Genomic DNA, 24,102 nt, shown 5'->3' with positions numbered 1-24,102 from the left:
TCCATGAACAAACACCTGTTCTCCCCCCATCGTCGTCTTTTTCTTCTGTCCGCGGGCGCCTTGCTGGTATCCGGTTGCGCCGGCATGCGGCCCGGCTACGAGACCCCGTCCCTGCTGCTGGACTCCTTCCGGACCCTGCCTTCCGATTCCCTCTCACCCCGGTTTCTCATCGGGTTGCGGGTGGTCAATCCCAATCCAACGCCGTTGCCCCTGCGGGGCATGAGCTACAACGTGGAACTGGAAGGGCGGCGGCTGATCACCGGCGTGGCCAGTGACCTGAAGACGGTGCCCGCCTATGGGGAGCAGCTCATCGAGGTGCAGGCGGGGATCGATCTCATCAACGGGCTTCGGTTGTTCAATGATCTGCTCGGCCAGACCCAGCGGGATACCTTCCGTTACACCCTGAAGGCCCGGATGGACACGGGGGGACTGAGCCGGTTCCTGACCCTGGAGGAGGCGGGGGAGATCTCGCTGGCGGGGATGCGGCGCTGATGCGCATCCCCGCCAGCGAGCGGTCGGGTCAGGGGAACAGACGACCCTGGTCCGCCTGCCGGCGTCGATAATCCAGCCGCTGGCGGAACCGGTCCCGGTACACCTTTGCCAGCGGCGCCAGCTCGGCCAGGGCCTGGAGTTTGGCATCGTCGGCCTCGGTGTCCATGTGGATCGCCCAGACCCGGGCGACACTCACCCGGGCGGGATGGGGTCCGATGCGTTCCAGTGGTGCATCCGGGGCCACCCAGCCTGGCTCCAGGGTGCGGTAGAGCCAGCCGATGGCGCCCTCGTGGGACATGCGCCGGCTCAGTCTCGGTGCCTCATGACGGGCCTCCAGAGTGCTGCAGGGGGAGCGGGGTTGGCTCACCTGGATCACCGCCTCGCCCCAGCGAAAGCAGTCACCGATGCAGACCTCCCTTTCCGACAGGCCTTCGGTGCTGAGATTCTCGCCGAAGGCGCCCGGTGCCAGTTCACCCTCCAGAAAAGGGTAGTGCCGGATCCACAGGGCGTAGTGCTGGGCCGGGTAGTGGCACACGGTCCGATCGGGGCCGCCGTGATGCTGCACATTGACCACCCGATCCCCCTTGAAGCCGTCCCGATCCAGCCTGGCGGGCGCATCGGCCGCCTGCTTGTCCATGGCGGAGGGGCGGCCGCTGGCTTCCACGATCAGCGGCCGGTCCCGCAGGAAGGGACCCCGGGCGGGCCAGCTCTCGCTCATGCGTCGTTGCCCAGCTTGCCCAGACGGCCCGGTTCCAGGATCTCGATCCAGTAGCCGTCCGGATCGGTGACGAAGGCCACGTCCTTGAGGGCCCCTTCCTCGGGCCGCTTGACGAAGGGAACCCGGTTCTCGTCCAGCCAGCGGACGGCGGCATCCAGGTCCGGCACGGCAAAACAGATGTGGCCGAATCCCCGGGGTTCTTCATTGCCGTCGTGGTAGCTGAAATCGGGCTGGTCTTCGGTACCCCAGTTGTGGGTCAGTTCCAGGATGCCGCGCTGGCTGAAGGTCCATCGGGTGCGTTCGTCCCGGTCCTCGGGAACGGCCTCATCCGGGTCCAGGCGGGCCAGGAAATAGAGAGAGAATTCCAGTTCGGGGAAGTCCAGCTTGCGTAGCAGACGCATGCCGAATACCCGGCTGTAGAAGTCCAGGGACCGTTCCGGTGCCTTGACGCGCAACATGCAGTGGTTAAGACGAAACCCCTCGGTCTGGGGCGCGGGCGCGGCCGTCATGCCGGGTTCACGCTCGGTTTCAAAAGCCATGTGATGAGCTCCATGGTTGGTGGGTGTACAGTGTACTTGACCGGGCCAGGAGGGCTCGGGTTTCATTAAGACATTCTTACGTCCCGCTTCCGGATGGCGCCCGCCCGCGATGATCAAGCTCAGAACCTATGTTTTCATGGATTCCCTGCAACCGCAGCTGGCCGCCTACATGGCCACGGTCTCACAGGGGTTTCTGCCGGTGCCGGGGGATGCCTGCCTGTGGATCGAGGTGTCCCCCGGGATGGCGGTGCACCGGCTCACCGACATGGCCCTCAAGGCGACGCGGGTGCGTTTGGCCCAGCAGGTGGTGGAGCGGGCCTACGGCTCCATGGTGATTCACCAGCGGGACCAGAGCGACGTGCGCGAGGCGGGTCGGGTACTGCTGTCCCGCCTCGGGGCACGCCAGGAAGACCGTGAGACCTGCCGGGTCGCCTGGCAGGAAACCATCCGCGGCATCACCCCGGATCACAGCGTCCTGATCAACCGCCAGAACCGCCGGGGGTCCATGATCCTGCCGGGGGAGAGCCTGTTCATTCTGGAAACGGAACCGGCGGGTTACGTGGTCTACGCCGCCAATCAGGCGGAAAAGGCGGCCAGCATCACCCTGATCGATGTGCGTGCCGTCGGTGCCTTCGGTCGCCTGACTCTCTCGGGCAGCGAGGCGGATGTGGATGAAGCGGCGGAAGCGGCACTGGCGGCGGTGAGGCATCCGGCGGGGATCTGAGGTCTTAATCCGTTCCCTGCATGCGCCGATCAATGGCCTGGAACACCTCGCGATAATCCTCATTGCCGCGACTGCGGGGCGCATACAGCCGGATGGGCCGCCCGGCGGCAAAGGATTCCGCCAGCTTGATGTCGTTGCGAATCCCGCCCAGTACCCGGTCCTCGCCGAACTGCCGGGCCACCTGATTCCGGATGATCTGGTGCTGCCGGACCCGCATGTCCAGCATCACCGGCAACACCCCCATCAGACGCAGGTTGGCATTGCTGCGCATGGCCACCTTGAAAAAGACCTTCGACAGTTGCCGGACCCCTTCACCGGCCAGCGGGTGCGGCATGAACGGGATGACCGCCCAGTGGGCGGCCGCCAGGGCATTGAGCAGCAGATGATCCAGGGACGGGGGCGAGTCGATGACAACCTGGTCGTAGCTGGAGGCCAGCACCGGATCTGCCAGTGCCCGTGCCAGCACCTGCTCGTCATCGGGCGCGCTGCCATGCTGGAAATCCGGATTGGCCGGGGCCAGATCCAGTCCCAGACAGCAGGTGTGATACCGTGCGTCCAGCAGGCCGATGCCTTGGTCCTGGAAGAGATGATGGACCGTGGGTCGGCCGGGGGAGGGGGTGACGCCAAGACCCAGTGCGCAGTGCCCCTGGGTATCCAGGTCGATCAGAAGCGTGCGTCGGCCCGTTGCGGCGAACTCCGCCGCCAGGTTGACCGCCGTGGTGGTCTTGCCGGTTCCTCCCTTGCGGTTGCTGACCACCAGCACGGTGGGACCCATCCTGCCCGTCGTGCTCATGGATGCAGGGTTTCCCCAAGGACCCGGCGCAGTGCCTCACGGGTGAAGGGCTTGGGCAGGGTGGCCTTCACGCCCATCAGCTCGGCGGACTCCAGGTTGAATTCCAGGCTGATGGAACGGCGCCCCCCGGACATGGCAATGATGGGAATGGGGCTGTTGCGCTGATTGAGGGTGTTGATCAGTTCGATACCGTCGCCGTCCGGCATCAGGATGTCGGTCATGATCAGATCCGGTGACTGGGACTCCAGGAGTGTGAGGGCCTGGGTGCCGCTGGCGGCAACGAGTACGCGGAACCCTTCCTTCCCCAGCATTTCCTGCAGCATGGTCCGGAAAGTGTTGTCGTCATCAACTACCAGGATTGTGGTCATGGTCTTTTCCGTGTCTGTTATGGGGGCAGGTCTTTGGGGGGAGCCGTGTGACCCGGACCCGGGGTGTGCCCGCCAAGGGCGGGCAGGTCAATGCTGAACCGGGTGCCCGCACCGGAGGCGCTTTCCAGGGTGATCGTACCGCCCATGCCCGTCACCAGGCCATGGATGACCGACAGCCCCAGCCCGGTGCCCTTGCCGGGGGGCTTGGTGGTGAAGAAAGGATCGAAGATACGTGCTTGGATCTCCGGTGTCATTCCCTCGCCGTTGTCGGTGACGCTCAGGCGGACGATGGGGCCGGGCTGATCCGTTGCAGGTGGCCGAATGTCGATGCCGACCCGTATCAGCCCGTCCCGCCTCTGGCCCTGGATGGCATCGGCGGCGTTGATGCAAAGATTCATGATGATCTGCTGGATCTGACCGTGTTCCGCCATCACCCAGGCCTGTCCGGGCCCTTCTTCCATGATCAGCCGGATATGCACGGGCAGGGTGGCCCGCAGCAGTTCGATGGTCTCGCTGATGACGGGAACTACATTGACAGGTTCAAGGGTTTCGGGCACGGACCGGGCGAAATCCAGCAGCCGGGTGGTCAGGTCACGGGCCTTGAAGCTGGATTTAAGGATATGGCCCAGATACCGGGCGCCGCTGGAATCGGGCTGCACCTCGTCCGTGAGCAGTTCGCTGAAGCCGATGATGCTGCCCAGGATATTGTTGAACTCGTGGGCCACGCCCGAGGCCAGGGTGCCGATGGCTTCCAGTCGCCGGATCTGATCAAGTCGGGCGCTGAGGATGGTGTGGGTGCGGTGCTCCAGTTGTTCCCGAAAGGCCAGGCTATAGGCCATATAGGCCTCCATGAGCGGGGCCGTGATCTTGTCCGCCACCGCGATCAGTGACAGCTCGGGGTGCGCTTCAGCCAGCGCCACCAGGGCGGCATGGTGGACCTCGCTGACTTCCTCCAGGGGGAACTCGCGCTTCACCATGTCCCGGCCAAGGGCGGCGGCATCGATCAGGGCCTGCTCCGTGGTCAGTGGGTCATTGGTGAGGGCGGCCCGCAGCAGCAGCCGGGTGTAGCGCGCCGTGATGTCGTCATCACTATCCAGGGCGGCGGATTCATTCATGCCGGTAGAGGAGGATGGAGGCATCGTCGTTGTCCCGTGCCCAGCGCTGCAACAGTGTCCGGGCGGTCTGGTCCGTCGGCGTGGCATCCTTAAGGGCATCCATGATGGGCACATCTTCCCTGATTCCGTCGGAAAACATGACCAGCCAGTCACCCGGTTGCAGTGGGTGATGTTCCGCGTACAGGCGATGGAAACCGGCACCGACAATGCCCCGGGTTCCTCCCAGTCTTGTCACCTTGCCCTCTCGCAACAGCAGTGCCCGGATATTGCCGACGGCAATGTGGGTCAGTTCTCCCTGGCCATCGATCAGTGCCATGGCCAGGGCAACGCCCCGGGTGCCCCGCAACAGGGTGTCGCACTGACTAATGAGCCGGGAGGGGGGCAACGATCCCAGTGCCATCAGATGCTCCATGGCGCTGCATGCGGCATGGTGGGCCTCGGGGCCATGTCCCAACCCATCGGCAAGGGCAATGTGCAATACCTCGCCCTGCCGCCAGCAGCCGATCTGGTCACCGCAGAGTGTTTCTCCCGCCATCGGCCTGAGGGCTTGGCCCAGATTGTCACGGCATGGTTTCATGATCTGTCCGCGGGCCGGGAGTGGCGCCATTTGATCGCCTTGATGCGGGTACCCTGCCCCGGGGTGGAGCGGATGCTGAACTCGTCCATCAGGCGGCTGGCCCCCGGCAGGCCGCAGCCCAGACGTCTTGCCGTGCTGTAGCCATCGGTCATGGCCAGTTCAAGATCGGCGATGCCCGGCCCCTGATCTTCCGCCTTCAGTTCCAGGCCGGTAACCGTGCCGTCCGTGTCGATGAGCGGCCGCAGATGAAGGGTGCCCCCGCCGGCGTGTACCGCCATGTTGCTGGTCAGTTCGGAGGTGGCCGTGGCCACGTGGTAAGCCTGAGCGCGGCTGAACCCCAGGTGTTCGGCCATTTGCCGGGCCTTTCGTGCCGCATGCATCACATCCCGTTCCCCGGTGATCGGGATGGCCAGGCTGCAATGGCCCGGATGGGGAGGGGCGTGGAGTGAGGGATCGCCGGGCATGTCAGGCGGGCTTGCGGATGGCAATGACCACCCGCGTCAGTCCCGGCGCGGAACTGACGTGGAAGTCGTCCACCAGTCTGCGGGCTCCAGGAAGTCCGGCGCCCAGGCCGCCACTGGTGCTGAAGCCGTCTTCCATGGCCAGGGGCAGGTTCGGGATACCGGGGCCGTGATCTTCAATGGAGATCCGGATCACCCGTTCCTGGTCATCCGACAGGTCTTCGATGAGGCAGCTGCCTTCGCCAGCGTACTGAATCACGTTGCGGGTCAGTTCGGAAACCGCCGTGGCCAGGCGGGTCTGATGGGCCTTGCCGAAGCCGAGATGAGCACTGAGCGCGCGCGCGGCCTGACGTGCCGTGACGATATCACTGCTGTTTCCGATGGCGAATCGTGCGGGCGGCCGGGGTTCAGTCATCCTCGTCCCCGGTAAAACGGGTGTCGCCACGGTGGACGATGCGTGCCCTGAGCATTTCCAGCCCCTGTTCCAGATTGAAGGCGCAATCGGCACCGATCAGGTCCCGGCCCATCTCGATCAGGGTCATGGCGACGAAGGGCTGGATGCCGCAGATGACCACTTCCGCACCCAGCAGGCGCACCATGCTGGCGGTATCATTGATGACCCTGGCCATGTAGGAATCCACCACATCCAGCGCGGTGATGTCCACGGCCACGCCCAGGGCTTCCACCTCCGCGACCCTGTTGACCAGGTCGGACTGGAATTGCATGGCCTCGTCATCGGTGAGGTCTTCCTGGATGGAGACCAGCAGGATGCGATCCAGCCGCAGGATGGGAATCCTCATCGTGCCTGATCCTCCATGGCGGTAATGCGCTTGCCGATGATCAGCAGGGCCTCGGCAATGCCGGCCCGCAGGGTGGCACGGCAGATGACATCACCGAAGCGGATGCCCAGCTTGGTCAGGGTCTGGGCACCTTCCGGGCTGATGCCGGTGAGCACCACCCGGCTGCCCAGCAGACGGGCGGCGTCGATGGTCTTCATGATGTGCTGGGCCACGCTGGTATCGATGATGGGAACACCGGTCAGGTCGATGACCGTCACCCGTGCTTCATGGCGGGCAATGGCCTCCAGCAGATGATCGGTGACCTGACGGGCCCGCCCGGTATCGATGATGCCCACCAGCGGCAGCAGCAGGATCCTGTGCCACAGGCGCAGTACGGGGGTGGACAACTCCATCAGTGACAGGCTTTGTTCCGAAATGTGGCGATCCCGCAGGTTGATGATGTTGTTGAAGACGAACAGGGCGATCTGGTCAAAGTAGCGGTTCACCTGGACAAGGTGTTCCGCCACGGGTGTTGTTCCTGCCTCCCGGATCCAGGTCGAGACATGACGCAGCAGGAGATGCCGGAGGCTGAACATCATGCGCATGGGATCGGTGGCCACTTCCGGGTGACGGGCCTGTTCGGCGGCCAGATGTCGCAGGTGTTTGCACAGGGGCGCATGCTCATCCAGACCGGGGGGGGGATCCTGCGGGGCCACCATCAGTTGCGACAGGATTTCGTCAAACAGTGTCTGCATGACATGCCGGGTCTGCGCCGTGGATGAGGTGGCCGCCAGGCCGACGGCACTGGAGGACGACCATTCAGCAAGCCATTCGGCGAGCATCTCGTCCCGATGGGCTTGCAGGAATTGCGGCAGGGAAACGGTCATGGGCATTCTCGCTTGGGTCACGACATACCGATGCATGGCATCAGAATAGCTCAATGCGTGGTCCTGCATCGGCGGTGGTTGTCTGATTCTGATGGTCGGGATGACTGTGACGGGATTCATTTTCCAGGTAATGGGTCAGCAGTTGTCTCAACGCCTCGGGGAGGTGGGCAAAGCCCGTGGGGGACTGCTCCACCCCGGCATAGAGCCGGCAGCGCTCCGCCAGGGTGTCGGTCATGCGACTCAATCGTTGTCCTTCAACATCCTGATACTGCATCAGCCCCAGCATGTCGGCGATCTGCTCCGCCAGTTCGGTATTGTGCCGGGTGACCACGGAGAACAGGGTCTTGTAGAACTGACGCATGTCCTCGTAGCTGTGTTGCAACGCCTGGACGGCATCGACCACCTGGGTTGCGTTTTCCAGATGGTGACGGGAATCGCCCAGGTTGCTGTTGGCCAGGCTGCCCTCCACCGCTCCAAGGGCCTGATTGAGGCCGGATTCGATGGTGTCGGCCGCCGCCGAGGCACGGTTGGCCAGGGCCCGTACCTCGGTGGCCACGACGGCAAATCCGCGCCCTGAGTCTCCGGCGCGGGCGGCCTCAATGGCGGCGTTGAGGGCCAGCAGGTTGGTCTGCTGGCTGATCTCCTTGATGGATGCGGCCAATCCTTCCAGTTGTTTGACTTCCCGAAGGATATGGTGAATCACCTCGGCATCCTGACGGATCTTGTCCGGCAGTTCGCGCACGAAGCTGGCAATCCTGTTCATGTCCTCCACGCCCTGCTGGATGTCCACCGCCATGGTGGCGGCGTTGGCGCTGGAGTGGTGCAGATAGTCCAGAAGCTTTCCGGCCGCCTCGTTGAGCCGGCCGGTGCGTTCGATGATGCCCAGGGTGGAGGTCTCGCTGTCCCGCAGGTTCTGCCGCAGACAATCCTGAAAGGCCTGGTCCATGTCGACCGTGGCATGCATGGAATCCCGACTGGCCTCCAGTTGTGTCTCGGCCTTGGCCAGTTCATCGTCCAGCGCCTCCAGCGTACGACTCAGGGAACCGGCGTTGCGATAGTTGGTGCGAAAGAACACCAGTCCGGCGAGGAAGTTGGTGCCCAGCAGGACAATGGCCACCATGATCGCCAGTATCGCCGCTTCACTGATGCCCAGCCATTGCGACAGCCGCTCCGTCCAGGCATGGGCGTGATACACCAGTAGGGATAGCAGCAGGGAGCCCAGCACCGTGGAAACGGCCATGTTGCGACGCAGGGTGCGTGCCTGTTGCAGGGAGGCTTCGGCCAGTTTCCGGCGCTGCTCGGTCAGGACCGTCATGGATTGTCCTCAGGCTCCGGGCAGGACTTGCTTGATGACCTTGACCAGGTCGGCACCGCTCACCGGCTTGAGCAACCAACCGGTGGCGCCCAGTTTTTTTGCCTCGTCCCGCTTGGCCTGCTGGCTTTCCGTGGTCAAGGCCAGGATGGGGGTGAAGCGCATGCCGGGCAAGGCGCGGGCATTGCGGATGAAGTCGATCCCGCCCATGCGGGGCATGTTGATGTCGGTGATGATCAGGTCCGGCTTGACGCCTGACTTGAGTTTGTCCATGGCCTGCTGGCCGTCGTGGGCCGTTTCCACGGTGAAGCCGGCGATCTGCAGGCTGGTTTTCAGGCTCATGACCATGGTGACTGAGTCATCCACCACAAGGATGGTCTTGGGCATGGCGTCATTCCTCTTGATTGAGTGCGTGTCTGAGCCAGTCTGCCAGCAGGGCGTCTTCGGGCCAGGCGCAGATTCGTGGGCGGGTGGCCATCAGGACCTGCAGGTTGGCGGCATGCAGGTGGGTACAGCCGGCCAGCTCCAGGGTGCCCTCGGGATGCTTGATCAGCCAGTCGAGCAGGGCCTCGGCATCCTCGACACCCAGCATGTCGGTGACCCGGAAGGTGTTGTCATCGATTTCAATGCCCATCACAGCAACTCCCGGGGATTGAGCACCAGCAGGACCGAGCCATCTCCCAGCAGGGCGGAGCCGGCATAGCCTCGCAGGTTGCCGAGGAACCCGGCCAGGGGTTTGAGGATGATGTCCACGGTCTCGCGGCAGTCATCCACCATGATGCCGAGAAGATCGTTCTCGATGCGTACCACCACCACGGCCATCTCACCATCTTCGTTGGGAATTTGGGCTTCGTCCAGGGCCAGCAGGTCGTTGAGTGCCACCAGCGGCACCACGCGGCCGCGCAACACCGTGGTCATCTGGTGCTTGATGCGCTGGATGTCTGCCTGTGCCACCCGCACGGTTTCCGCCACCGCATCCATGGAAACACCGAAACGCTGGCTGGCGGAAACGATGATCATGACATTGGTCACGGCCATGGACAGGGGCAGGGAGAGCCGCAGGCGGGTCCCTGCGCCCGGTCGGCTATTGAGGTCGATGCTGCCGTTGACCCGCGCCACCGCCGTGCGTACCACGTCCATGCCCACGCCCCGCCCGGACAGGTCGGACACCTGGCTGGCGGTGGAGAAGCCCGGGGCGAAGACCAGATTCAGAGCCTCTTGATCTGTCAGCCGTTCCAGGGCCTGTTCGTCGATAATACCCTTTTCATAGGCCTTGCGGCGGATCATCGCGGGATCAATGCCGCGGCCGTCGTCGGCAATTTCGATCACCACCCGATCCGATTCGGAGCGGGCGCTGATGGCGAGCCGGCCCGCCACCGGCTTGCCGGCGGCGCGACGTTCATCCGGGGTCTCCAGACCATGATCCAGGCTGTTGCGAAGGATGTGGACCAGGGGATCGGCCAGGGATTCGATGACGTTCTTGTCCGCTTCGGTGGATTCCCCTTCCAGCACCAGCCGCACTTCCTTGCCCAGTTTTTGAGCGGTATCCCTGACCAGCCGGGGGAAGCGCTGGAACACGAAGGACACCGGCAGTAGCCGGACCTGCATGATGGCGTCCTGCATTTCATCGGCGATGCGATTGATGGTGCCGTACTGCCCCTTGATCTCCCGGGCCAGTTCCCGCACCCCGAACACATCCTCTGCACGGGCGGCCAGATAGGGCAGGGCATTCTTGGCCACGATCATTTCGCCGATCAGATTCATCAGGCGGTCGATTTTGGCCTGATCCACCTTGATGGCGCTGGGGCCGGCATAGGCATCTTCCATGCGGCGGCCGAACTTGCGGGTTTCCCCTGCACCGGCAGCGATGCCGGAGGGAATCGGTGCGGGGGAATCTGTTGTCGCCGGTTCTGTCACGGGTGCCGAGGCCGAGGCCGAGGCCGGGACGTGTTCGGCCAGCCAGTGGGCCAGGGGGACTGACGTGTGCCGGGTAATGGCGGTCTGCAGGGCCTCATCCAGGCCTTCAAGGCGTTTGAGTTGCCCTTGGAGGGTGAAGGCGGCCCGCAGGCTGGCAGCGACAGCCTGCAGTCTTCCCGAAAGCCAGGGGGGAGTGTCGTTCAGGGCGAGTATTTCGGCCTGGGTTTCGATGATGCCGACGATGGGATCGGCCATGCCCTGCGCGCCCGTTACGGGGGGGGATGGGGCGGCAGGGATTGCGGTGTCGGCGTCATCACCGACAGCCACGCCGGGGTGGATGTTGTCCAGCAACTGTTGCAGCAGGGGAACATCGTCCGGCCGGGTTTCCAGCACCAGCAGCAGCCAGCGTAGCGCCGAGGCCACCCGCAGTCCGGGGGATGACAGTTCCAGCAGGAGGCGGCTGGCCTGAATCAGACCTTCATGGTTACCGGACCGAAGATGCGCCGTGGCGGTCTGTAGATAGTCCGCGGTGGGGATGCCGTCATGGTCATCCCCGATGGGTATGGCCAGCATTGCCGGTTCGAGGGCGGTGAGTTCCACCTGATCCGGGATGTAGCGGAAGTGATCCGTCAGTTCCTGCAGGTCCATCGGGACGATGGATTCAAAGTGCAGCAGGCAGCGGTAGGCATCCAGGGTGTCCGGACTTGGCCAGGGCTCCCGGGCGCTGATCCGGCGCCAGAGGGGGGCGGGCAGTTGGGTGATCTGATGAAACGGGTCTTCCCCCTTGAAAAAGCATTCCTCTTCGGGCTGGTAGCTGAGCCACGAACAGGGCTGTCCCTGAAATATCCGTCGGCAGGCGTCCATGCGGGCGGTTTCGGGTATCTGCGCCAGTGGGCTTGTGACGTTGGCCGGGGCATCGGCGGGGGAGGGTGTTGCCGGGATGGGTGCCGTCAAGGGGTCGGCGGCCAGTGTTTCGGGGTCGGCCGGTCCGGCCCGGGTGGTGATCAGCTGGCGCAGGGAATGGGTCAGTGCCGTGGCGGCCGCGGTGCGTTCGGCATCGGCGGGCAGATTGCCGTCACCGCCGGCGAGGATCTCGTCCAGCAGCCCCGAGACAAAATCCATGGCTTCGAGCAGTTGATCCGCCAGCGACCGGGAATAGCCGAGCCGGCCATCCCTGACCGTATCCATCAGATCCTCGGCACCGTGGAGTACACGGGTCATCTCGGGAAAGTCGAACAGTCCGCTATTGCCCTTTAGGGTGTGGACCAGTCGGAACAATTCATCCATGAGTTCATGATCATCCGGCGTGTTTTCCAGCTGCATGAGCCGTTCGCCGATGGACTGGATGGCGTCCCTTGATTCACTGATGAACTGATCCAGTAACGGATTCATGACGGATGCCCCTCTCCAAGCAGGCCCCGTACCTGAGGCAGTAGCTGTTCGGGCCTGATCGGCTTGACGACGTACAGGTTGGCGCCGGCGACCAGGGCGGCCTCGCGGTCCCGGGGCGACGACTCGGTGGAGATCATGATGGCTGGCGCCTGCGGGATGTCCTTCTCGCGCAGTGCCTTGAGAAAGCCGTAGCCGTCCAGCTTGGGCATGTTGATATCCACCAGGTAGAGGTCGAAGGGGCCTTCCATCTCCAGTTTTTCCAGGGCCTCCAGTCCGTTGATGGCCTCGATGACGGCAAAGCCGGCCTGTTCGAGGATTTCACGGTGATAGAGCCGGACCGTGGCTGCGTCGTCTATGACGAGAATGCGTTTCATCTCGCCTCCAGGGGTTTCTGATATACGATGGCTTCGGGAAAGCGCCGGATCTGGAACAGCGAGGAGATGCGGCTCATGGATTCGGAATGCCCAAGGCAGATGAAACCACCGGGATTGAGGGCATCGAAGAAGGACTCAGCGGTCTTCTTGCGGGACAGGTCATCGAAATAGATCAGCAGATTGCGGCAGAAGATGACATCGAACTGCCGGTGGCTGCGCATGTCAGCGGCATCGTGGACATTCACCCGGGTGAATTCCACCGCTTCTCGCAGGCTTTGGCTGATCTGGTAATGGCTGCCTGCCCGGTGAAAATATTTTTTCAGCAGATTGGTGGGCAGGTGCTGGATTGCCCGGCTGGCATACAGTCCCTTGCGGGCCTGCTCCAGAACCTGGGTATCGATATCGGAGGAAATGATCTCCACGTCCCACTGTTCGAGCAGCGGCCAGTGTTCCAGCAGGTAGATGGCGATACCGTAGGGTTCCTCCCCGGAAGAAGAGGGCACCGACCAGATGCGGATGGGCCGCGAGGATGAGCGGCGGGCCACGAGTTCGGGGAGAATGGAATCCACCAGACAGCGAAACTGGTACTCCTCGCGGAAGAAGTAGGTTTCGTTCACCGTCATGGCATTGATCAGGGTCTGCAGTTCGGCCCCGGAGGCCTGGAAGCGCAGCATGGTGAAGTAGTTGCGAAAGCTTTCATTGGCGGTGGCGGCCATGCGCTCGAGCAGGCGCTTGTCCACGAAATAACGTTTGCCGTCTTCGAACAGCATGCCGGTCTTGCGATAGAAGAATTCCCGGAACTTCTGAAAATCCTCGTCGCTGATGGCGGTGGGTTTCTGCATGGATATCACCCGGCTCCGATGCGCTTGAGGGCAAGATCGGCGGCGAACTGGATATACGGTTCCTCCGGAAAACGTTGTTTGAGTGTCCGCAGCGCATCCCGGGACTGCGGGCTGCCCACCTCACCCAGCAGGTCCACGGCGGTGGCGCAGACATTGACGTGCTCGTCCCTGAGGATGACCTCCAGCAGCCATTCCTCCACCTGGGGATGCCGCAGGGATTCGAGCACGTTCACGGCGAAGATGCGCACATCCGGATCGGGGTTATGCAGAAGTTCTCCCATATGGGGCGCTACCGGCCCCGGCAGTTCCTTGAGAACCTCAATGGCGGTGTTGCGCAGCAGGGCATGTTCCGAATACAGGCAGTCAATCAGCCCACCAATGGCGACGTCATTGGCGATACAGCCCAGGGAGGTGATGATCACCTGCAGCACCGTGGCATCCGTCTCGTGTTTGAGACGTGTGATCAGGGCCACGGCAGCCGCCGGATGTTCCGCCAGGTCACGGGCAGCCCAGCGGCGTTTCATGGCATCTTCGTCCAGCAGTGTCTGCAGCAGGGTTTCCAAGTTTCTGGGTTCCCGACGTTCGCCGGGATGATGGCTGGGCGGGGTGGGCTGTCCCTTTTTCAACGCCATGATGCAATCCTTGGGTTAAGAGGGTGAGTCAGCTGGCATTGACCCATCTGATGATCTGTTCCGCGATCTTTTCCACCGGCAGTACGGTGGTGGCGCCGCCGCGCTTGATGAGTTCCGCGGGCATGCCGAAGACCACCGCCGACTGTTCGGATTCGGCGATGGTGCGGCCGCCCCGGCGCTTGAGTTCGGTAAAGCTCTCGGCACCGTCATGGCCCATGCCCGTGAGCATGACGCCCACCACCCGGCGCGGGTTGCAGTGTTGCAGCACCGAGCGCCCCAGCAGTTCCACGGAAGGGTGCCAGAGCATCTCCGGTGATTCCGGGCGGGCACTGACCATGAGCCGGTCATTGCGCCGCGTGACCAGGATGTCGGCGCCGCCCCGGCCGATATGGATCTGCCCCGGGATCAGTTCCAGTGGTCGACGCAGTTCCAGCACCTCAAGGGCGCAGAGAGTGTTCATGCGTTCCGCGAAGGGACGGGTGAAGCTGGGGGGCATGTGCTGGGCCACCAGGACCGGCCAGGGAAAATCCGCCGGCAGCAGGGGCAGGATCTCTTCCAGGGTACGGGGGCCGCCGGTGGAGACGCCAACGATGACCAGACCGTCACCGTCCGCTTCTTCCCCCCTGGGCGGGGCGCTGGCGCTGGGCCGGGGGGAAGGTTTGGTCGCTTCGCCGACGGACAGGTTGCCGCGGATACGGGCCGCCAGACCCCGGGATTTTCTGAGACGCGCCCCGGCCGCGGCCCGCACCTTGGCGATGATTTCCGCCTCCACTTCGGCGATGGACAGGGAAATGGTACCGCCCGGCTTGGGGATGTAGTCCACCGCCCCCAGGTTGAGGGCCTCCAGGGTGGCGATGGCGCCCTTTTCGGTGAGGGAAGAGACCATCACCACGGGCACGGGGCGCTCCGCCATGAGCAGGGACAGGGCGGTCAGACCGTCCATCTGCGGCATGTTGATGTCCAGGGTGATGACGTCCGGCGCGAAGGTGCGGTTGAGTTCCACCGCCTCCTGACCGTGGCGGGCCATTTCCACCTGGAAATCGCCTTCCGCCACGAATATGGCCTTGAGTTGGCGGCGCATCAGCGCGGAGTCATCGACGATCAGCAGCTTGATCACGGTCTGGTCTGAGTCTCTGTGGATGTTGAGGGGCGGCGAAGTTCAGGCGACGCTATGTGCCTTGAGCGTCCTGCTGTTCGTCGTTCCGTTGCTCGGTCAGGCCGGCCAGGGCTTCGCGCTGTTCCCGGGCGATCAGGTGCGAAGGATCGATCAACTGGATCAGGCGCTTCTGCTTCTCCATGTTGGCGACCCGGCCAATCAGGCGTGACTGCTCCTCTGAAAGCCGGGGAGAGGATTCGATGGCGGCGCGGGGAATTTTCAGTACCTCGGCCACGGAATCGACAATGAACCCGGTACGCATGCCGTCCAGCAGGAAGACCATGATGCGCTGGCGGTCGTTGCGCTCGGTGGCGGGCAGGCCCAGGCGCCGACGCTGGTCGATGACCGGCAGCACCGCGCCGCGCAGATTGATGACGCCCTCGACGAAGTGGGGGGCCTTGGGTACCCGGGTGAGTTCCTCGGGGATCCGCACGATCTCCTGGATGCTGTCGATGGGTACCCCGAACTCTTCCTTGTCGAGGCGGAACACCACCACCTGTTCCTCGTCGTCGTCCTGTTGTTCCAGGCTGTCCAGGACGTCCGGATCGTCTTCCTGCATGTCTTTCACGGTGTTGACCGCCTCCTGAATGGATGAGTGCCGGAACAAGTGCTCAAGGGAAATGATGGAGACCAGGCGCCTGCCGTCCTGTCCCAGACGGCAGATGCGGGAGATTTCCCCCAGATTGCCGGTGCTGGAGAGCATGGCGGGCATGGCTTCCACGGCGGCCAGGGGCACCCGCAGGACCTCATTGACACTGTCCATGACCAGCCCCACGGTGATGGTGCCCAGCCGCACCACCACGATGCGGCTTTGTTCATCGGCGCCACGGTCGGGCAATTCGAACAGGCAGCGCAGGGATACCAGGGGTAGCAGACGGTTACGCAGGCTCATGACCCCCAGTACATGGGCCTCGGAGCGGGGCACCTTCACGATCTGACTGGGGAACTGGACGATCTCCTGGGTGTGTTCGATGGGAATGGCGTACTCCTGTTCCGCCACCTCGAAGCTGACCAGCTGGAGTTCGTCCTGCACGTCGTCCCCGTCGTCCTCATTGCCGAATTGTTCCTGGGCCAGGGTTCGGGCCGCGGTACTTTGTGCCATCCGGGAGATGTCGGCAAATTCCGTGCTGATCAGACGCTTGAAGTCCATCACCATGATCATGGGAAAACCACCGACATTCTTGAGCAGGCCGGACAGCATCTCGGTATTCACCGTGGTGCTCAGGGTGGTGACGTCCTCGATCTGTTCCGGTTCCGCCGCCACCACGCTGCTGACCCGGTCCACCACGAAGCCCAGAGGCTGTCCCAGGTCGATCACCAGGGCACGGGAGGCGTCATCGTTGTCACGGCGTTCAAAGTCAAACAGGCGGCGCAGACTGATGATGGGCAGCACCTTGCCGCGCAGGTTGGAGAGTCCCTCCAGGGCGGGCGGGCCCATGGGGACGCGGACGACCTCGGGCACGCGGATGATTTCCTGTACCGGGGCCATGTCCACCCCGAACACCTCGCTGCCGCAGATGAAGATCACGAATTGACGAACGTCGGACTCCTGATCCGGGTTCGCTGAATGGGTATCACCCCCGCCCGGGGGGGACGATGCGACCGTTTCATTGGTCATGACGATCTCCCGCAATACGGTGGCTGAGGTCAGACGCTTTGCAGTTCATCGGCCAGTGAGGCGATTTCCTCGATGGCCGCCGCCAGTTCTTCGGCTCCCTGGGCCTGCTGGCTGGCCGCCGAGGACGCTTCGGCGGCCGCTTTTTCCGCCTCCTCGGCGGCGGCTGCGATCTGCTCGACCCCGGTTTTCACCTGACCGATGGCGGTGGCAATCTCGGTGGCAGCATTGAGAACTTCACGGGCGCTCTTTTGTACGGTGGCCACGTCGGTTTCCGCCGTCTGCAGGCCGGCGGTGATGCTCCTGGCCTTCTGCGCCTCCGTATTGGCGGCGTTGATGTTTTCCTCCAGGTCGCGCCAGACGGTGTCGATCTGATCCTGCACTGACTTCACCAGATCCTTGATGCGGTCGGCATTCTCCGCCGAGTCATGGGCCAGGTTGCGGATATCCGTGGCCACCACCACGAAGCCCTTGCCGAACTCGCCGGCCCGGGCGGCTTCGATGGAACCGTTGACCGCCAGCATGTTGGTCTGGATGGACACGGTGGTGATGGCATCCACGATCTTGTCGATGCGCCGTGACACCAGTTCCAGGTTCTTGATCTGACGCAGGCTCTCCCTGGAGGCATCCGCGGATTCGGCGACCCCCCGGATGAGTTCTTCCACGCTCTGCTGGTTGGTCTTGAGCAGTTGGGTGATTTGGCGGATCTTCTCTTCCGTTGCCGTTGCCCGTTGCTGGGCGGTCTCCACGCCCTGTTCGATCTGGGCCACGGCGGCGGCGGATTCTTCGGTAGCGGAGGACTGCAACTGGGCGCTTTTGCGGATCTGATCCAGCGCCGCCATGATCTGCGCCCCGGAGCGATTGATTTCCTGTACCGCCGACGACAGCTGTTCAGCGGCAGAGGCAACCTCTTCGGCACTCTTGCTGATGTCGGTGGAACTGCGCAACTCCTCCGACAGTTCCGACAGGCTCTGGGCTGCCTGTTCGCATTCCCCCAGGGCCTGGGTCTGCTCCGCCACGGTCTTGGCGGATTCCTCGGCGGCGGCGGATTGCTCCTCGGCGGCGGTGGCGATCTCCTCGGTACCCTTGAGGGCCTGCCTGGCGGCGGTCTCGGACTGCTGGGCGCCGGTGGCGATCTCCTGGATGCCGCTGGTGATCACGGCGGTATCGTCTCGGACCTGGTTCAGCTGTTGGGTGATCTGCTTGCCGTTTTCCACCTCCTGTCGCACCTTGCCGGCGGAGGTATTGATGCCTTCGGAGATCTGCTTGACGTCGTTCTGTATCTGGGCGACCAGATCCTGGATCTGCTTGGCGCTCTTTTCCGAGGTTTCCGCCAGGGTGCGGACCTCGTCGGCGACCACGGCAAAGCCCTTGCCATGTTTGCCGGCGCGGGCCGCCTCGATGGCGGCATTGAGGGCCAGCAGGTTGGTCTGATCGGCGATGCGGGCCACGGCCTTGACGATGTCGCCGATATTGGCGGCCTGCTGTTCCAGCTCGCTGACCATCTTCACCGATTCGCTCTGGCGCTGGGCGCTGACACCCACATTGGTGATGAACCCCTCGATCTCGCCACTGACCCCGGTGACCAGTTCCTTGAGAGACTCCACCCTGGTCTGGGCGTTGTTGGCGTTTTCCAGCTGACGGGTCAGGGCGAGGTTGACCTGCTTGAAGGCGGTCAGGGATTCCTGGGCGGCGCCGGAGGCCTCTTCGGCCCCCGAGGCGATCTGGTCGGAGGCCCGCTTGAGTTCCTCGGCGGCGGAGGCCGCCTCATTGATGCCGGAGGCCAGCTGGGCGGTGGCCGAGGCAATGCGCTCGGCGGCCTGCTGCTGCTTGGCCAGGGTTCGGGCTCGTTTGCGCTGGGCTTCCGCTTCGCGGGCCGCGGCGGCGTGGGTACGGGAATCCTCGCCACCCGGGGATGAGGGCGACGTGCTGGGAGTCTTTTTTACGAGGGCCATGGCGCGTTCCTGGAGTGGGTGAGCAGCCAAAAGGAGGGGGGGCGCAAATTGTTACGCTTTGACGATTCTATACCCGTTATCGGCGGGACGGCGCGACTCTGGATGCCTGCCGGGTGATTTTGATCAAATTCTCAGGCGGCTCCCTTTAACCCGGAAGCCTTCGGGATGGTTTTGCCGGTGTTGGCTCTGCCACCTCTTCAGCCAGGCATTGTCATGACCTAAATCCGTACGATTACCGGGTTGATATGTCGATGTTAATGGTTATCATTTTGTTTTCTGGCCGGGGTGATCCCTGCCCGCCAGCCACGACTCAGCCCGCCGTCGTCCTGTTCGACCCGCCAGCCAGGCCGTTTCCATGTCGCTTCCTGTTGAATGATCCGGGCCGTGAAGTCGGCCGGGGAGGGCCCCATGTCCTATGTCTGTTCATTCCCGCTTCAACCGAAAATGGCGGGTTCCCGGGATTTGCTCGGTGCCTGGTATGCCCTGCAGCAACAGGATGCATCGGCATTGTCCCTCCATGATGCGGCCCGGCAACTGGGGGTGACCGAGGCGCAGTTGCTGCTGGCCCGGCGGGATGAAGGTGTCATCCCCTTGCAGCCTGACTGGGCGACGTTGCTGCCTGCGCTGGAATCACTGGGGCCAGTGGTGGGGGTGACGCGAAACGCCCATGCCATTCATGAGCGAACGGGGGTCTATGGCAATGTGCGTTTCATGGGCGGTGGCGCCCGGCTGGAAAGCGCAGATATCAGTCTGCATCTCACGCTGTCCCATTGGCACCACGCCATGGCCGTGGTGGAGGAGTCGGTTGGGGAAACGTGCCGGAGCCTGGCTTTTTTTGACCGGAGCGGTGCAGCGGTTCACACCATTCATCTGTCCGCGGATTCGGACGTAAAGGCGTTCGAGCGCATGGTCAGCCGACATCGGCTTGGTATGGAATCCTGGCGCTTTTCCCCGTCGCTGTTCCAGGAACCTGATCATCCGGTTTCCCAGGGGATTCCCAGGGTGGACATCACGACCCTGCGCGATGGCTGGGATAACCTGCTGGACAGCCACGACTTCGAGGCACTGCTCAGACAATGCGGGCTGTCGCGATTGAACGCACTGCGTCTGGCCGGGCGGGAAAGGGCTTTTCCGGTGGCCAGGGATAACGGTTTCACGATACTGGAATATGTGCGTGATGACGCCCTGCAGGTGATGGTTTCCGTTGCCAATCCGGCGACGGTGCAGGTCCATGCCGGTCTTCTGAACCGCTGTTTCCAGGGGGATGGCTGGTGGCGCGTGCTGGACCCCCGGTTTCGCCTGCATCTGTGTCAGTCGGGTATTTCCGAGGTCTGGGTGGTATGCCGGCCATCCCGACAGGGCACGACCCACTCCCTTGAATGGTATTCCAGGGATGGTCAACTGGTGATGCAGTTGTTGGGTAAATCAGGCAGGGGACAACCCGATGATCCGCTCTGGAGAAACCTGATGGGGTCACTGGACCGGCTTTAGGAGAAACACGGGTGCGTTTCCCGTTGTCGTTCCCGCGTACGGACAAGGCTTCATTGTCGTGAAACGGAATCAGGTGGAATCGCGGCAGACCGGCTCAGCTGCCGCGATATTCCCGTCTGGTGTCAGCCCTGCATTTTCCCCGCGATGCGTGCCACGTGGCTGCCCTGCAATCGCGCAATCGTCAGTTCCTTCTCACTGGGTTGGCGGCTGCCGTCGCCACCGGCAATGGTGGCGGCGCCGTAGGGGCTGCCGCCCCGCACTTCGGAAATGTCGGTGGTTTCCGGGATCACGTAGGGAACGCCGACGATCACCATGCCGTGATGGGCCAGGGTATGCCAGAAGGAGGTGATGGTGGTTTCACTGCCGCCGCCGGTGCCGGTGGACGTGAACACGCTGCCCACCTTGCCCACCAGCTTGCCCTGGGCCCACAGGCCGCCGGTACGATCCAGGAAGCTGCGCATCTGGGAGGCCATGTTGCCGAAGCGGGTGGGGGTGCCGAAGATGATGGCATCGTAGTTGGCCAGATCTTCCGGATTGGCCACCGGCGCCGTCTGATCCAGCCTGGCACCGGCGTTGCGGGCATCTTCCTCACTCATCAGCTCCGGCACGCGCATGATGTCCACGGTGGTGCCTTCCACGCTGCGTGCCCCTTCGGCAATGGCCTGGGCCAGGGTCTCGACGTGACCGTACATGGAGTAATACAGGACCAGGACCTTGCTCATGGTGATCTCCTTGAAAGAGGGATGTGTGCCTTGATTGAAACCCTTCTACCGTGCTTGATAAACCCGGCTATCGGCATAATATTGATGCATGAAAAACATCAATCTGCCGGACTTTGACCTTGTGCGCGCCCTGCGGGTCTTCGTGACCGTGGTGGAATGCGGCGGCTTCAGCGCCGCCTCGGAGCGGCTGAGTCTGGCCCGGGGGCAGCCCAGTCGTTATGTGAGCAAGCTGGAGCGCCATCTGGGCACGCGACTTCTACAGCGCACCACCCGGCGCCAGTCCCTCACGGAAGCCGGCAATGCCTTTTATCCGCGGGCGGTACGCATCCTGCAATTGGTGGACGAGGCCGAGCAGGATCTGGCCCTTGAAACCGACACAGTGCGGGGGCGTCTGCGTCTTTCGGCGCCGGTCAGTTTCGGTATTCGCCATCTGGCGCCGGCCCTGGCCGATTTCAAACGGCAACATCCCCAGGTATCACTGGATGTGACCTTCAACGACCGCATCGTGAACCTGGTGGAGGACGGGTTCGATCTGGCGATCCGTATTGCTTCCCAGCTCAATCCCACCCTGGTGGCCCGGCCGCTGGCCACGGTGGACCTGGTGCTGTGCGCCGGTCCCGGCTACCTGCGGGAACGGGGCACCCCAGCCCATCCCCGTGACCTGTCGGATCATGAATGTCTGGTATACACCAACGATCCCGCCGGCCATGACTGGCGGTTTTGCGGCGAGGGGGATGAACAGGTGGTCCGGGTACATGGTTCGGTGCGATCGGACAACGGCGAGGTACTGGTGGCCGCCGCCGAGGCTGGACTGGGCCTGGTGCTGATGCCCCGCTTCCTGGCCGCCGATGCCCTGGCGCGGGGCCGGCTGGTCACCTGCCTGGATGCCTGGCACGCACCGACACTGACCGTATATGCCGTGTATGCCGACCGACGCTGGCTGCCGCCCCGGGTGCGGGCGTTGATTGATTATCTGGTGGCGCGGTTTGAAGGTGGGGTGTAGGGAATCCTTTGTCGAGGCGCACCATCATGAGCAAGAAACTCTGCCTCAAGTTGGGCGCATATCATCAATGATTATCGGGGCGAGCTGATCGCCGCCCGATTGTCCCCGCCACCTGAACGCTTTTCGCTTGCACCCTGTCAATAACGGGCCGGAGCCCGTACCATGCTCAGTCCGGTTTTCGGGCCCTCATCGCCGTTCGGCGACGACACCATCCTTTTCCCCCAGGACATTTCTTTTGATTTCCACCGCCAATATCACCATGCAGTTCGGGGCCAAGCCCCTCTTTGAGAACGTATCCGTCAAGTTTGGCCGGGGTAACCGTTACGGCCTGATCGGCGCCAACGGCTCGGGCAAGTCCACCTTCATGAAGATCCTGGGGGGCGATCTCGAACCTTCCAGCGGCCAGGTGATGCTTGAGCCGAACGTGCGCCTGGGCAAGCTGCGCCAGGACCAGTTCGCCTATGAAAAGTACAGCGTGCTGGACACCGTGATCATGGGGCACGAGGCGCTGTGGAAGACGCGTGCCGAGCGCGACCGCATCTATTCCCTGGCGGAAATGAGCGAAGAAGACGGCATGAAGGTGGCCGAACTGGAAACCGAATTTGCCGAAATGGACGGATATACCGCCGAAGCCCGTGCCGGTGAGCTGCTGCTCGGCCTGGGTATTCCGCTGGCACAGCACAGCGGGCCCATGAGCGAGGTCGCGCCCGGCTGGAAGCTGCGCGTCCTGCTGGCCCAGGCGCTGTTTTCCGATCCGGAAGTGCTGCTGCTGGACGAGCCGACCAACCATCTGGATATCAACACCATCCGCTGGCTGGAAGGGATTCTGACCTCGCGTAACAGCACCATGATCATCATTTCCCATGATCGCCACTTTCTCAACAGCGTCTGCACGCACATGGCGGATCTGGACTTCGGCGAACTGCGCTTGTTCCCCGGTAACTACGATGAATACATGACGGCCGCCACCCAGGCCCGCGAGCGTCTGCTGTCCGACAACGCGAAGAAAAAGGCGCAGATCGCCGAGTTGCAGACCTTCGTCAGCCGCTTTTCGGCCAACGCCTCCAAGTCCAGGCAGGCCACCAGCCGCGCCAGGCAGATCGAGAAGATCCAGCTGGATGAGGTGAAGCCTTCGAGTCGGGTCAGCCCGTTCATCCGTTTCGATCAGTACAGGAAGCTGCACCGCCAGGCCGTGATCCTCGACAAGGTCAGCCAGGGTTTCGACGGCGAACCGTTGTTCAAGAACCTGAGTCTGCACATCGAGGCCGGTGAGCGCGTGGCGATCATCGGCCCCAACGGGATCGGCAAGACGACACTGCTACGCACCCTGGTGAATGAACTGCCGCCGATGAGCGGCACGGTCAAATGGGCTGAAAGCGCTGATCTGGGCTATTTTGCCCAGGAACACGCCGACGACTTCAAGAACGACGAGACCCTGATCGACTGGATGGCGCAGTGGACCCTCGGCGGCGATCAGTTGGTGCGCGGCACCCTGGGCCGCATGCTGTTTTCCAACGATGACATCCTCAAATCGGTCAAGGTGATTTCCGGTGGTGAGCAGGGCCGTATGCTGTTCGGCAAACTGATCCTGCAGAAACCCAACGTGATGATCATGGACGAACCGACCAACCACCTGGACATGGAATCCATCGAGGCGCTGAACCTGGCCCTGGAGAACTACCCCGGCACGCTGATTTTCGTCAGCCATGACCGGGAGTTCGTTTCCAGCCTGGCAACACGCATCATCGAACTGAACGAAAACGGCGTCACGGATTTCAATGGCACCTACGATGATTATCTGCGTGAGTTGGGCGTGGCGGTCTAGGCGTCTTTCACTGTTGATGGCCCCCCGCGTGTATTACTCAGGCCTTCAGGCTCGGGGTGGACGCTGCCTCAGCAGCAGGCCTCTTCCACCCAGGTGAGCAGGGCCTGGGCGTCTTCATCGCCGCATGCCTCGAACAGTTCGCGGATCTGATTGATGTTGGCGTGGATCAGGAACAGGTCGTCCGGTTTGGGACCGGATTTCGGGTTGCGCTTGCCCAGGAAGTATTCCCAGAAGGGGGACTGTTGGGCCGGATCGGCGGTGTATTCCTCGATCAGGCTCATGACCAGGCGGGCGTTGCCGTCGCAGTCCAGGTCCTTGAAACTGATGTAGCGGGCGTTGGCGGCGTCGGGATGGAGATTGGGACGGGTCACTAACGGGCTCCTTGAATCGGTATTGTGCTGAGTATCAAGCAA

At 63.1% G+C, this 24,102-nt stretch carries 27 protein-coding genes; 5 read left to right on the top strand and 22 right to left on the bottom strand.

Annotated elements, in window-relative coordinates:
* Positions 1-3 precede the first annotated feature (3 nt).
* Positions 4-492, top strand: a complete 489-nt coding sequence (locus tag CKO35_RS11375) for an LEA/WHy family protein (protein WP_200176164.1) — start codon at positions 4-6, stop codon at positions 490-492.
* A 28-nt stretch (positions 493-520) separates the two neighbouring features.
* Here the strand turns inward: CKO35_RS11375 and CKO35_RS11370 are convergent, their stop codons facing one another.
* Positions 521-1,210, bottom strand: a complete 690-nt coding sequence (locus tag CKO35_RS11370) for an MOSC domain-containing protein (RefSeq protein WP_200176162.1) — start codon at positions 1,208-1,210, stop codon at positions 521-523.
* Positions 1,207-1,749, bottom strand: a complete 543-nt coding sequence (gene gloA / locus CKO35_RS11365) for a lactoylglutathione lyase (RefSeq protein WP_420870756.1) — start codon at positions 1,747-1,749, stop codon at positions 1,207-1,209. The genes CKO35_RS11370 and gloA overlap by 4 nt, the downstream gene beginning before the upstream one ends.
* Positions 1,750-1,858: 109 nt before the next feature.
* Between gloA and CKO35_RS11360 the strand changes: the two genes are divergently transcribed.
* Positions 1,859-2,473 carry a BMC domain-containing protein gene (locus CKO35_RS11360; protein WP_200176160.1) on the top strand — a complete coding sequence of 205 codons (615 nt, stop codon included), beginning with the start codon at positions 1,859-1,861 and terminating at the stop codon, positions 2,471-2,473.
* Between the two features lie 4 nt (positions 2,474-2,477).
* Here CKO35_RS11360 and CKO35_RS11355 read toward each other — a convergent pair whose 3' ends face one another.
* From CKO35_RS11355 to CKO35_RS11270, 18 genes are read right to left on the bottom strand one after another with little or no spacing between them, the layout of a single operon-like run.
* Entirely contained in the window at positions 2,478-3,266 is a 789-nt protein-coding gene (locus CKO35_RS11355; protein WP_242467152.1) for a ParA family protein, read from the bottom strand.
* Entirely contained in the window at positions 3,263-3,634 is a 372-nt protein-coding gene (locus tag CKO35_RS11350) for a response regulator (RefSeq protein WP_200176149.1), read from the bottom strand. Before CKO35_RS11350 ends, CKO35_RS11355 begins: the two co-directional genes overlap by 4 nt.
* A gap of 17 nt (positions 3,635-3,651) precedes the next feature.
* Positions 3,652-4,773 carry a sensor histidine kinase gene (locus CKO35_RS11345; RefSeq protein ID WP_242467151.1) on the bottom strand — a complete coding sequence of 374 codons (1,122 nt, stop codon included), beginning with the start codon at positions 4,771-4,773 and terminating at the stop codon, positions 3,652-3,654.
* Complete coding sequence (locus CKO35_RS11340; protein WP_200176148.1) at positions 4,742-5,326, bottom strand: SpoIIE family protein phosphatase; 585 nt, start codon at positions 5,324-5,326, stop codon at positions 4,742-4,744. The genes CKO35_RS11345 and CKO35_RS11340 overlap by 32 nt, the downstream gene beginning before the upstream one ends.
* On the bottom strand, positions 5,323-5,790 hold the full coding sequence (locus CKO35_RS11335; protein ID WP_200176141.1) for an anti-sigma regulatory factor: 468 nt from the start codon (positions 5,788-5,790) through the stop codon (positions 5,323-5,325). Before CKO35_RS11335 ends, CKO35_RS11340 begins: the two co-directional genes overlap by 4 nt.
* A gap of 1 nt (position 5,791) precedes the next feature.
* Entirely contained in the window at positions 5,792-6,202 is a 411-nt protein-coding gene (locus CKO35_RS11330; protein ID WP_200176139.1) for an anti-sigma regulatory factor, read from the bottom strand.
* Positions 6,195-6,587 carry an STAS domain-containing protein gene (locus CKO35_RS11325; RefSeq protein WP_200176137.1) on the bottom strand — a complete coding sequence of 131 codons (393 nt, stop codon included), beginning with the start codon at positions 6,585-6,587 and terminating at the stop codon, positions 6,195-6,197. Before CKO35_RS11325 ends, CKO35_RS11330 begins: the two co-directional genes overlap by 8 nt.
* Positions 6,584-7,453, bottom strand: coding sequence for an STAS domain-containing protein (locus tag CKO35_RS11320; RefSeq protein ID WP_200176135.1), 870 nt, complete (start codon positions 7,451-7,453; stop codon positions 6,584-6,586). Before CKO35_RS11320 ends, CKO35_RS11325 begins: the two co-directional genes overlap by 4 nt.
* A gap of 40 nt (positions 7,454-7,493) precedes the next feature.
* Positions 7,494-8,768 (bottom strand): methyl-accepting chemotaxis protein, encoded by a 1,275-nt coding sequence (locus CKO35_RS11315; RefSeq protein WP_200176134.1) that lies wholly within the window; start codon positions 8,766-8,768, stop codon positions 7,494-7,496.
* Positions 8,769-8,777: 9 nt separating this feature from the next.
* Positions 8,778-9,152 (bottom strand): response regulator, encoded by a 375-nt coding sequence (locus tag CKO35_RS11310; RefSeq protein ID WP_200176132.1) that lies wholly within the window; start codon positions 9,150-9,152, stop codon positions 8,778-8,780.
* 4 nt (positions 9,153-9,156) lie between these two features.
* A complete protein-coding gene (locus CKO35_RS11305) occupies positions 9,157-9,399 on the bottom strand; it encodes a hypothetical protein (RefSeq protein WP_200176126.1) in 243 nt (80 codons plus the stop codon).
* Positions 9,399-12,074, bottom strand: a complete 2,676-nt coding sequence (locus tag CKO35_RS11300; protein ID WP_200176119.1) for a chemotaxis protein CheA — start codon at positions 12,072-12,074, stop codon at positions 9,399-9,401. The genes CKO35_RS11305 and CKO35_RS11300 overlap by 1 nt, the downstream gene beginning before the upstream one ends.
* Positions 12,071-12,448: a response regulator gene (locus tag CKO35_RS11295; RefSeq protein WP_200176117.1), complete on the bottom strand. Its 378-nt coding sequence runs from the start codon at positions 12,446-12,448 to the stop codon at positions 12,071-12,073. Before CKO35_RS11295 ends, CKO35_RS11300 begins: the two co-directional genes overlap by 4 nt.
* Positions 12,445-13,290: a CheR family methyltransferase gene (locus CKO35_RS11290; RefSeq protein ID WP_200176116.1), complete on the bottom strand. Its 846-nt coding sequence runs from the start codon at positions 13,288-13,290 to the stop codon at positions 12,445-12,447. Before CKO35_RS11290 ends, CKO35_RS11295 begins: the two co-directional genes overlap by 4 nt.
* A 5-nt stretch (positions 13,291-13,295) precedes the next feature.
* Positions 13,296-13,922, bottom strand: a complete 627-nt coding sequence (locus tag CKO35_RS11285; protein ID WP_200176113.1) for a HEAT repeat domain-containing protein — start codon at positions 13,920-13,922, stop codon at positions 13,296-13,298.
* A gap of 28 nt (positions 13,923-13,950) precedes the next feature.
* The gene (locus tag CKO35_RS11280) at positions 13,951-15,039 is read right to left on the bottom strand and encodes a chemotaxis-specific protein-glutamate methyltransferase CheB (RefSeq protein WP_200176112.1); all 1,089 of its coding nucleotides are present in this window, start codon (positions 15,037-15,039) and stop codon (positions 13,951-13,953) included.
* Positions 15,040-15,091: 52 nt separating this feature from the next.
* Positions 15,092-16,696 carry a chemotaxis protein CheW gene (locus CKO35_RS11275; protein ID WP_200176110.1) on the bottom strand — a complete coding sequence of 535 codons (1,605 nt, stop codon included), beginning with the start codon at positions 16,694-16,696 and terminating at the stop codon, positions 15,092-15,094.
* A gap of 29 nt (positions 16,697-16,725) precedes the next feature.
* A complete protein-coding gene (locus CKO35_RS11270) occupies positions 16,726-18,648 on the bottom strand; it encodes a methyl-accepting chemotaxis protein (protein WP_200176109.1) in 1,923 nt (640 codons plus the stop codon).
* 408 nt (positions 18,649-19,056) lie between these two features.
* Here CKO35_RS11270 and CKO35_RS11265 point away from each other — a divergent pair, with 408 nt between their 5' ends.
* The gene (locus tag CKO35_RS11265) at positions 19,057-20,139 is read left to right on the top strand and encodes a ChuX/HutX family heme-like substrate-binding protein (RefSeq protein ID WP_200176107.1); all 1,083 of its coding nucleotides are present in this window, start codon (positions 19,057-19,059) and stop codon (positions 20,137-20,139) included.
* Positions 20,140-20,261: 122 nt separating this feature from the next.
* Here CKO35_RS11265 and wrbA read toward each other — a convergent pair whose 3' ends face one another.
* Positions 20,262-20,861, bottom strand: coding sequence for an NAD(P)H:quinone oxidoreductase (wrbA, locus tag CKO35_RS11260; protein ID WP_200176106.1), 600 nt, complete (start codon positions 20,859-20,861; stop codon positions 20,262-20,264).
* A gap of 88 nt (positions 20,862-20,949) precedes the next feature.
* Between wrbA and CKO35_RS11255 the strand changes: the two genes are divergently transcribed.
* Positions 20,950-21,864 carry a LysR family transcriptional regulator gene (locus CKO35_RS11255; protein ID WP_200176104.1) on the top strand — a complete coding sequence of 305 codons (915 nt, stop codon included), beginning with the start codon at positions 20,950-20,952 and terminating at the stop codon, positions 21,862-21,864.
* A 235-nt stretch (positions 21,865-22,099) separates the two neighbouring features.
* Positions 22,100-23,689, top strand: coding sequence for an ABC-F family ATPase (locus tag CKO35_RS11250; RefSeq protein WP_200176102.1), 1,590 nt, complete (start codon positions 22,100-22,102; stop codon positions 23,687-23,689).
* A gap of 68 nt (positions 23,690-23,757) precedes the next feature.
* Here CKO35_RS11250 and cowN read toward each other — a convergent pair whose 3' ends face one another.
* Positions 23,758-24,060, bottom strand: coding sequence for a N(2)-fixation sustaining protein CowN (cowN, locus tag CKO35_RS11245; RefSeq protein WP_200176095.1), 303 nt, complete (start codon positions 24,058-24,060; stop codon positions 23,758-23,760).
* Positions 24,061-24,102: the final 42 nt, after the last annotated feature.

Source organism: Ectothiorhodospira shaposhnikovii (assembly GCF_016584105.1).
In the GTDB taxonomy this organism is placed as follows: Bacteria; Pseudomonadota; Gammaproteobacteria; order Ectothiorhodospirales; family Ectothiorhodospiraceae; genus Ectothiorhodospira; species Ectothiorhodospira shaposhnikovii.
Note: the sequence above shows the minus strand (reverse complement) of the source record. Positions and strands in the feature narration are given on the sequence as shown.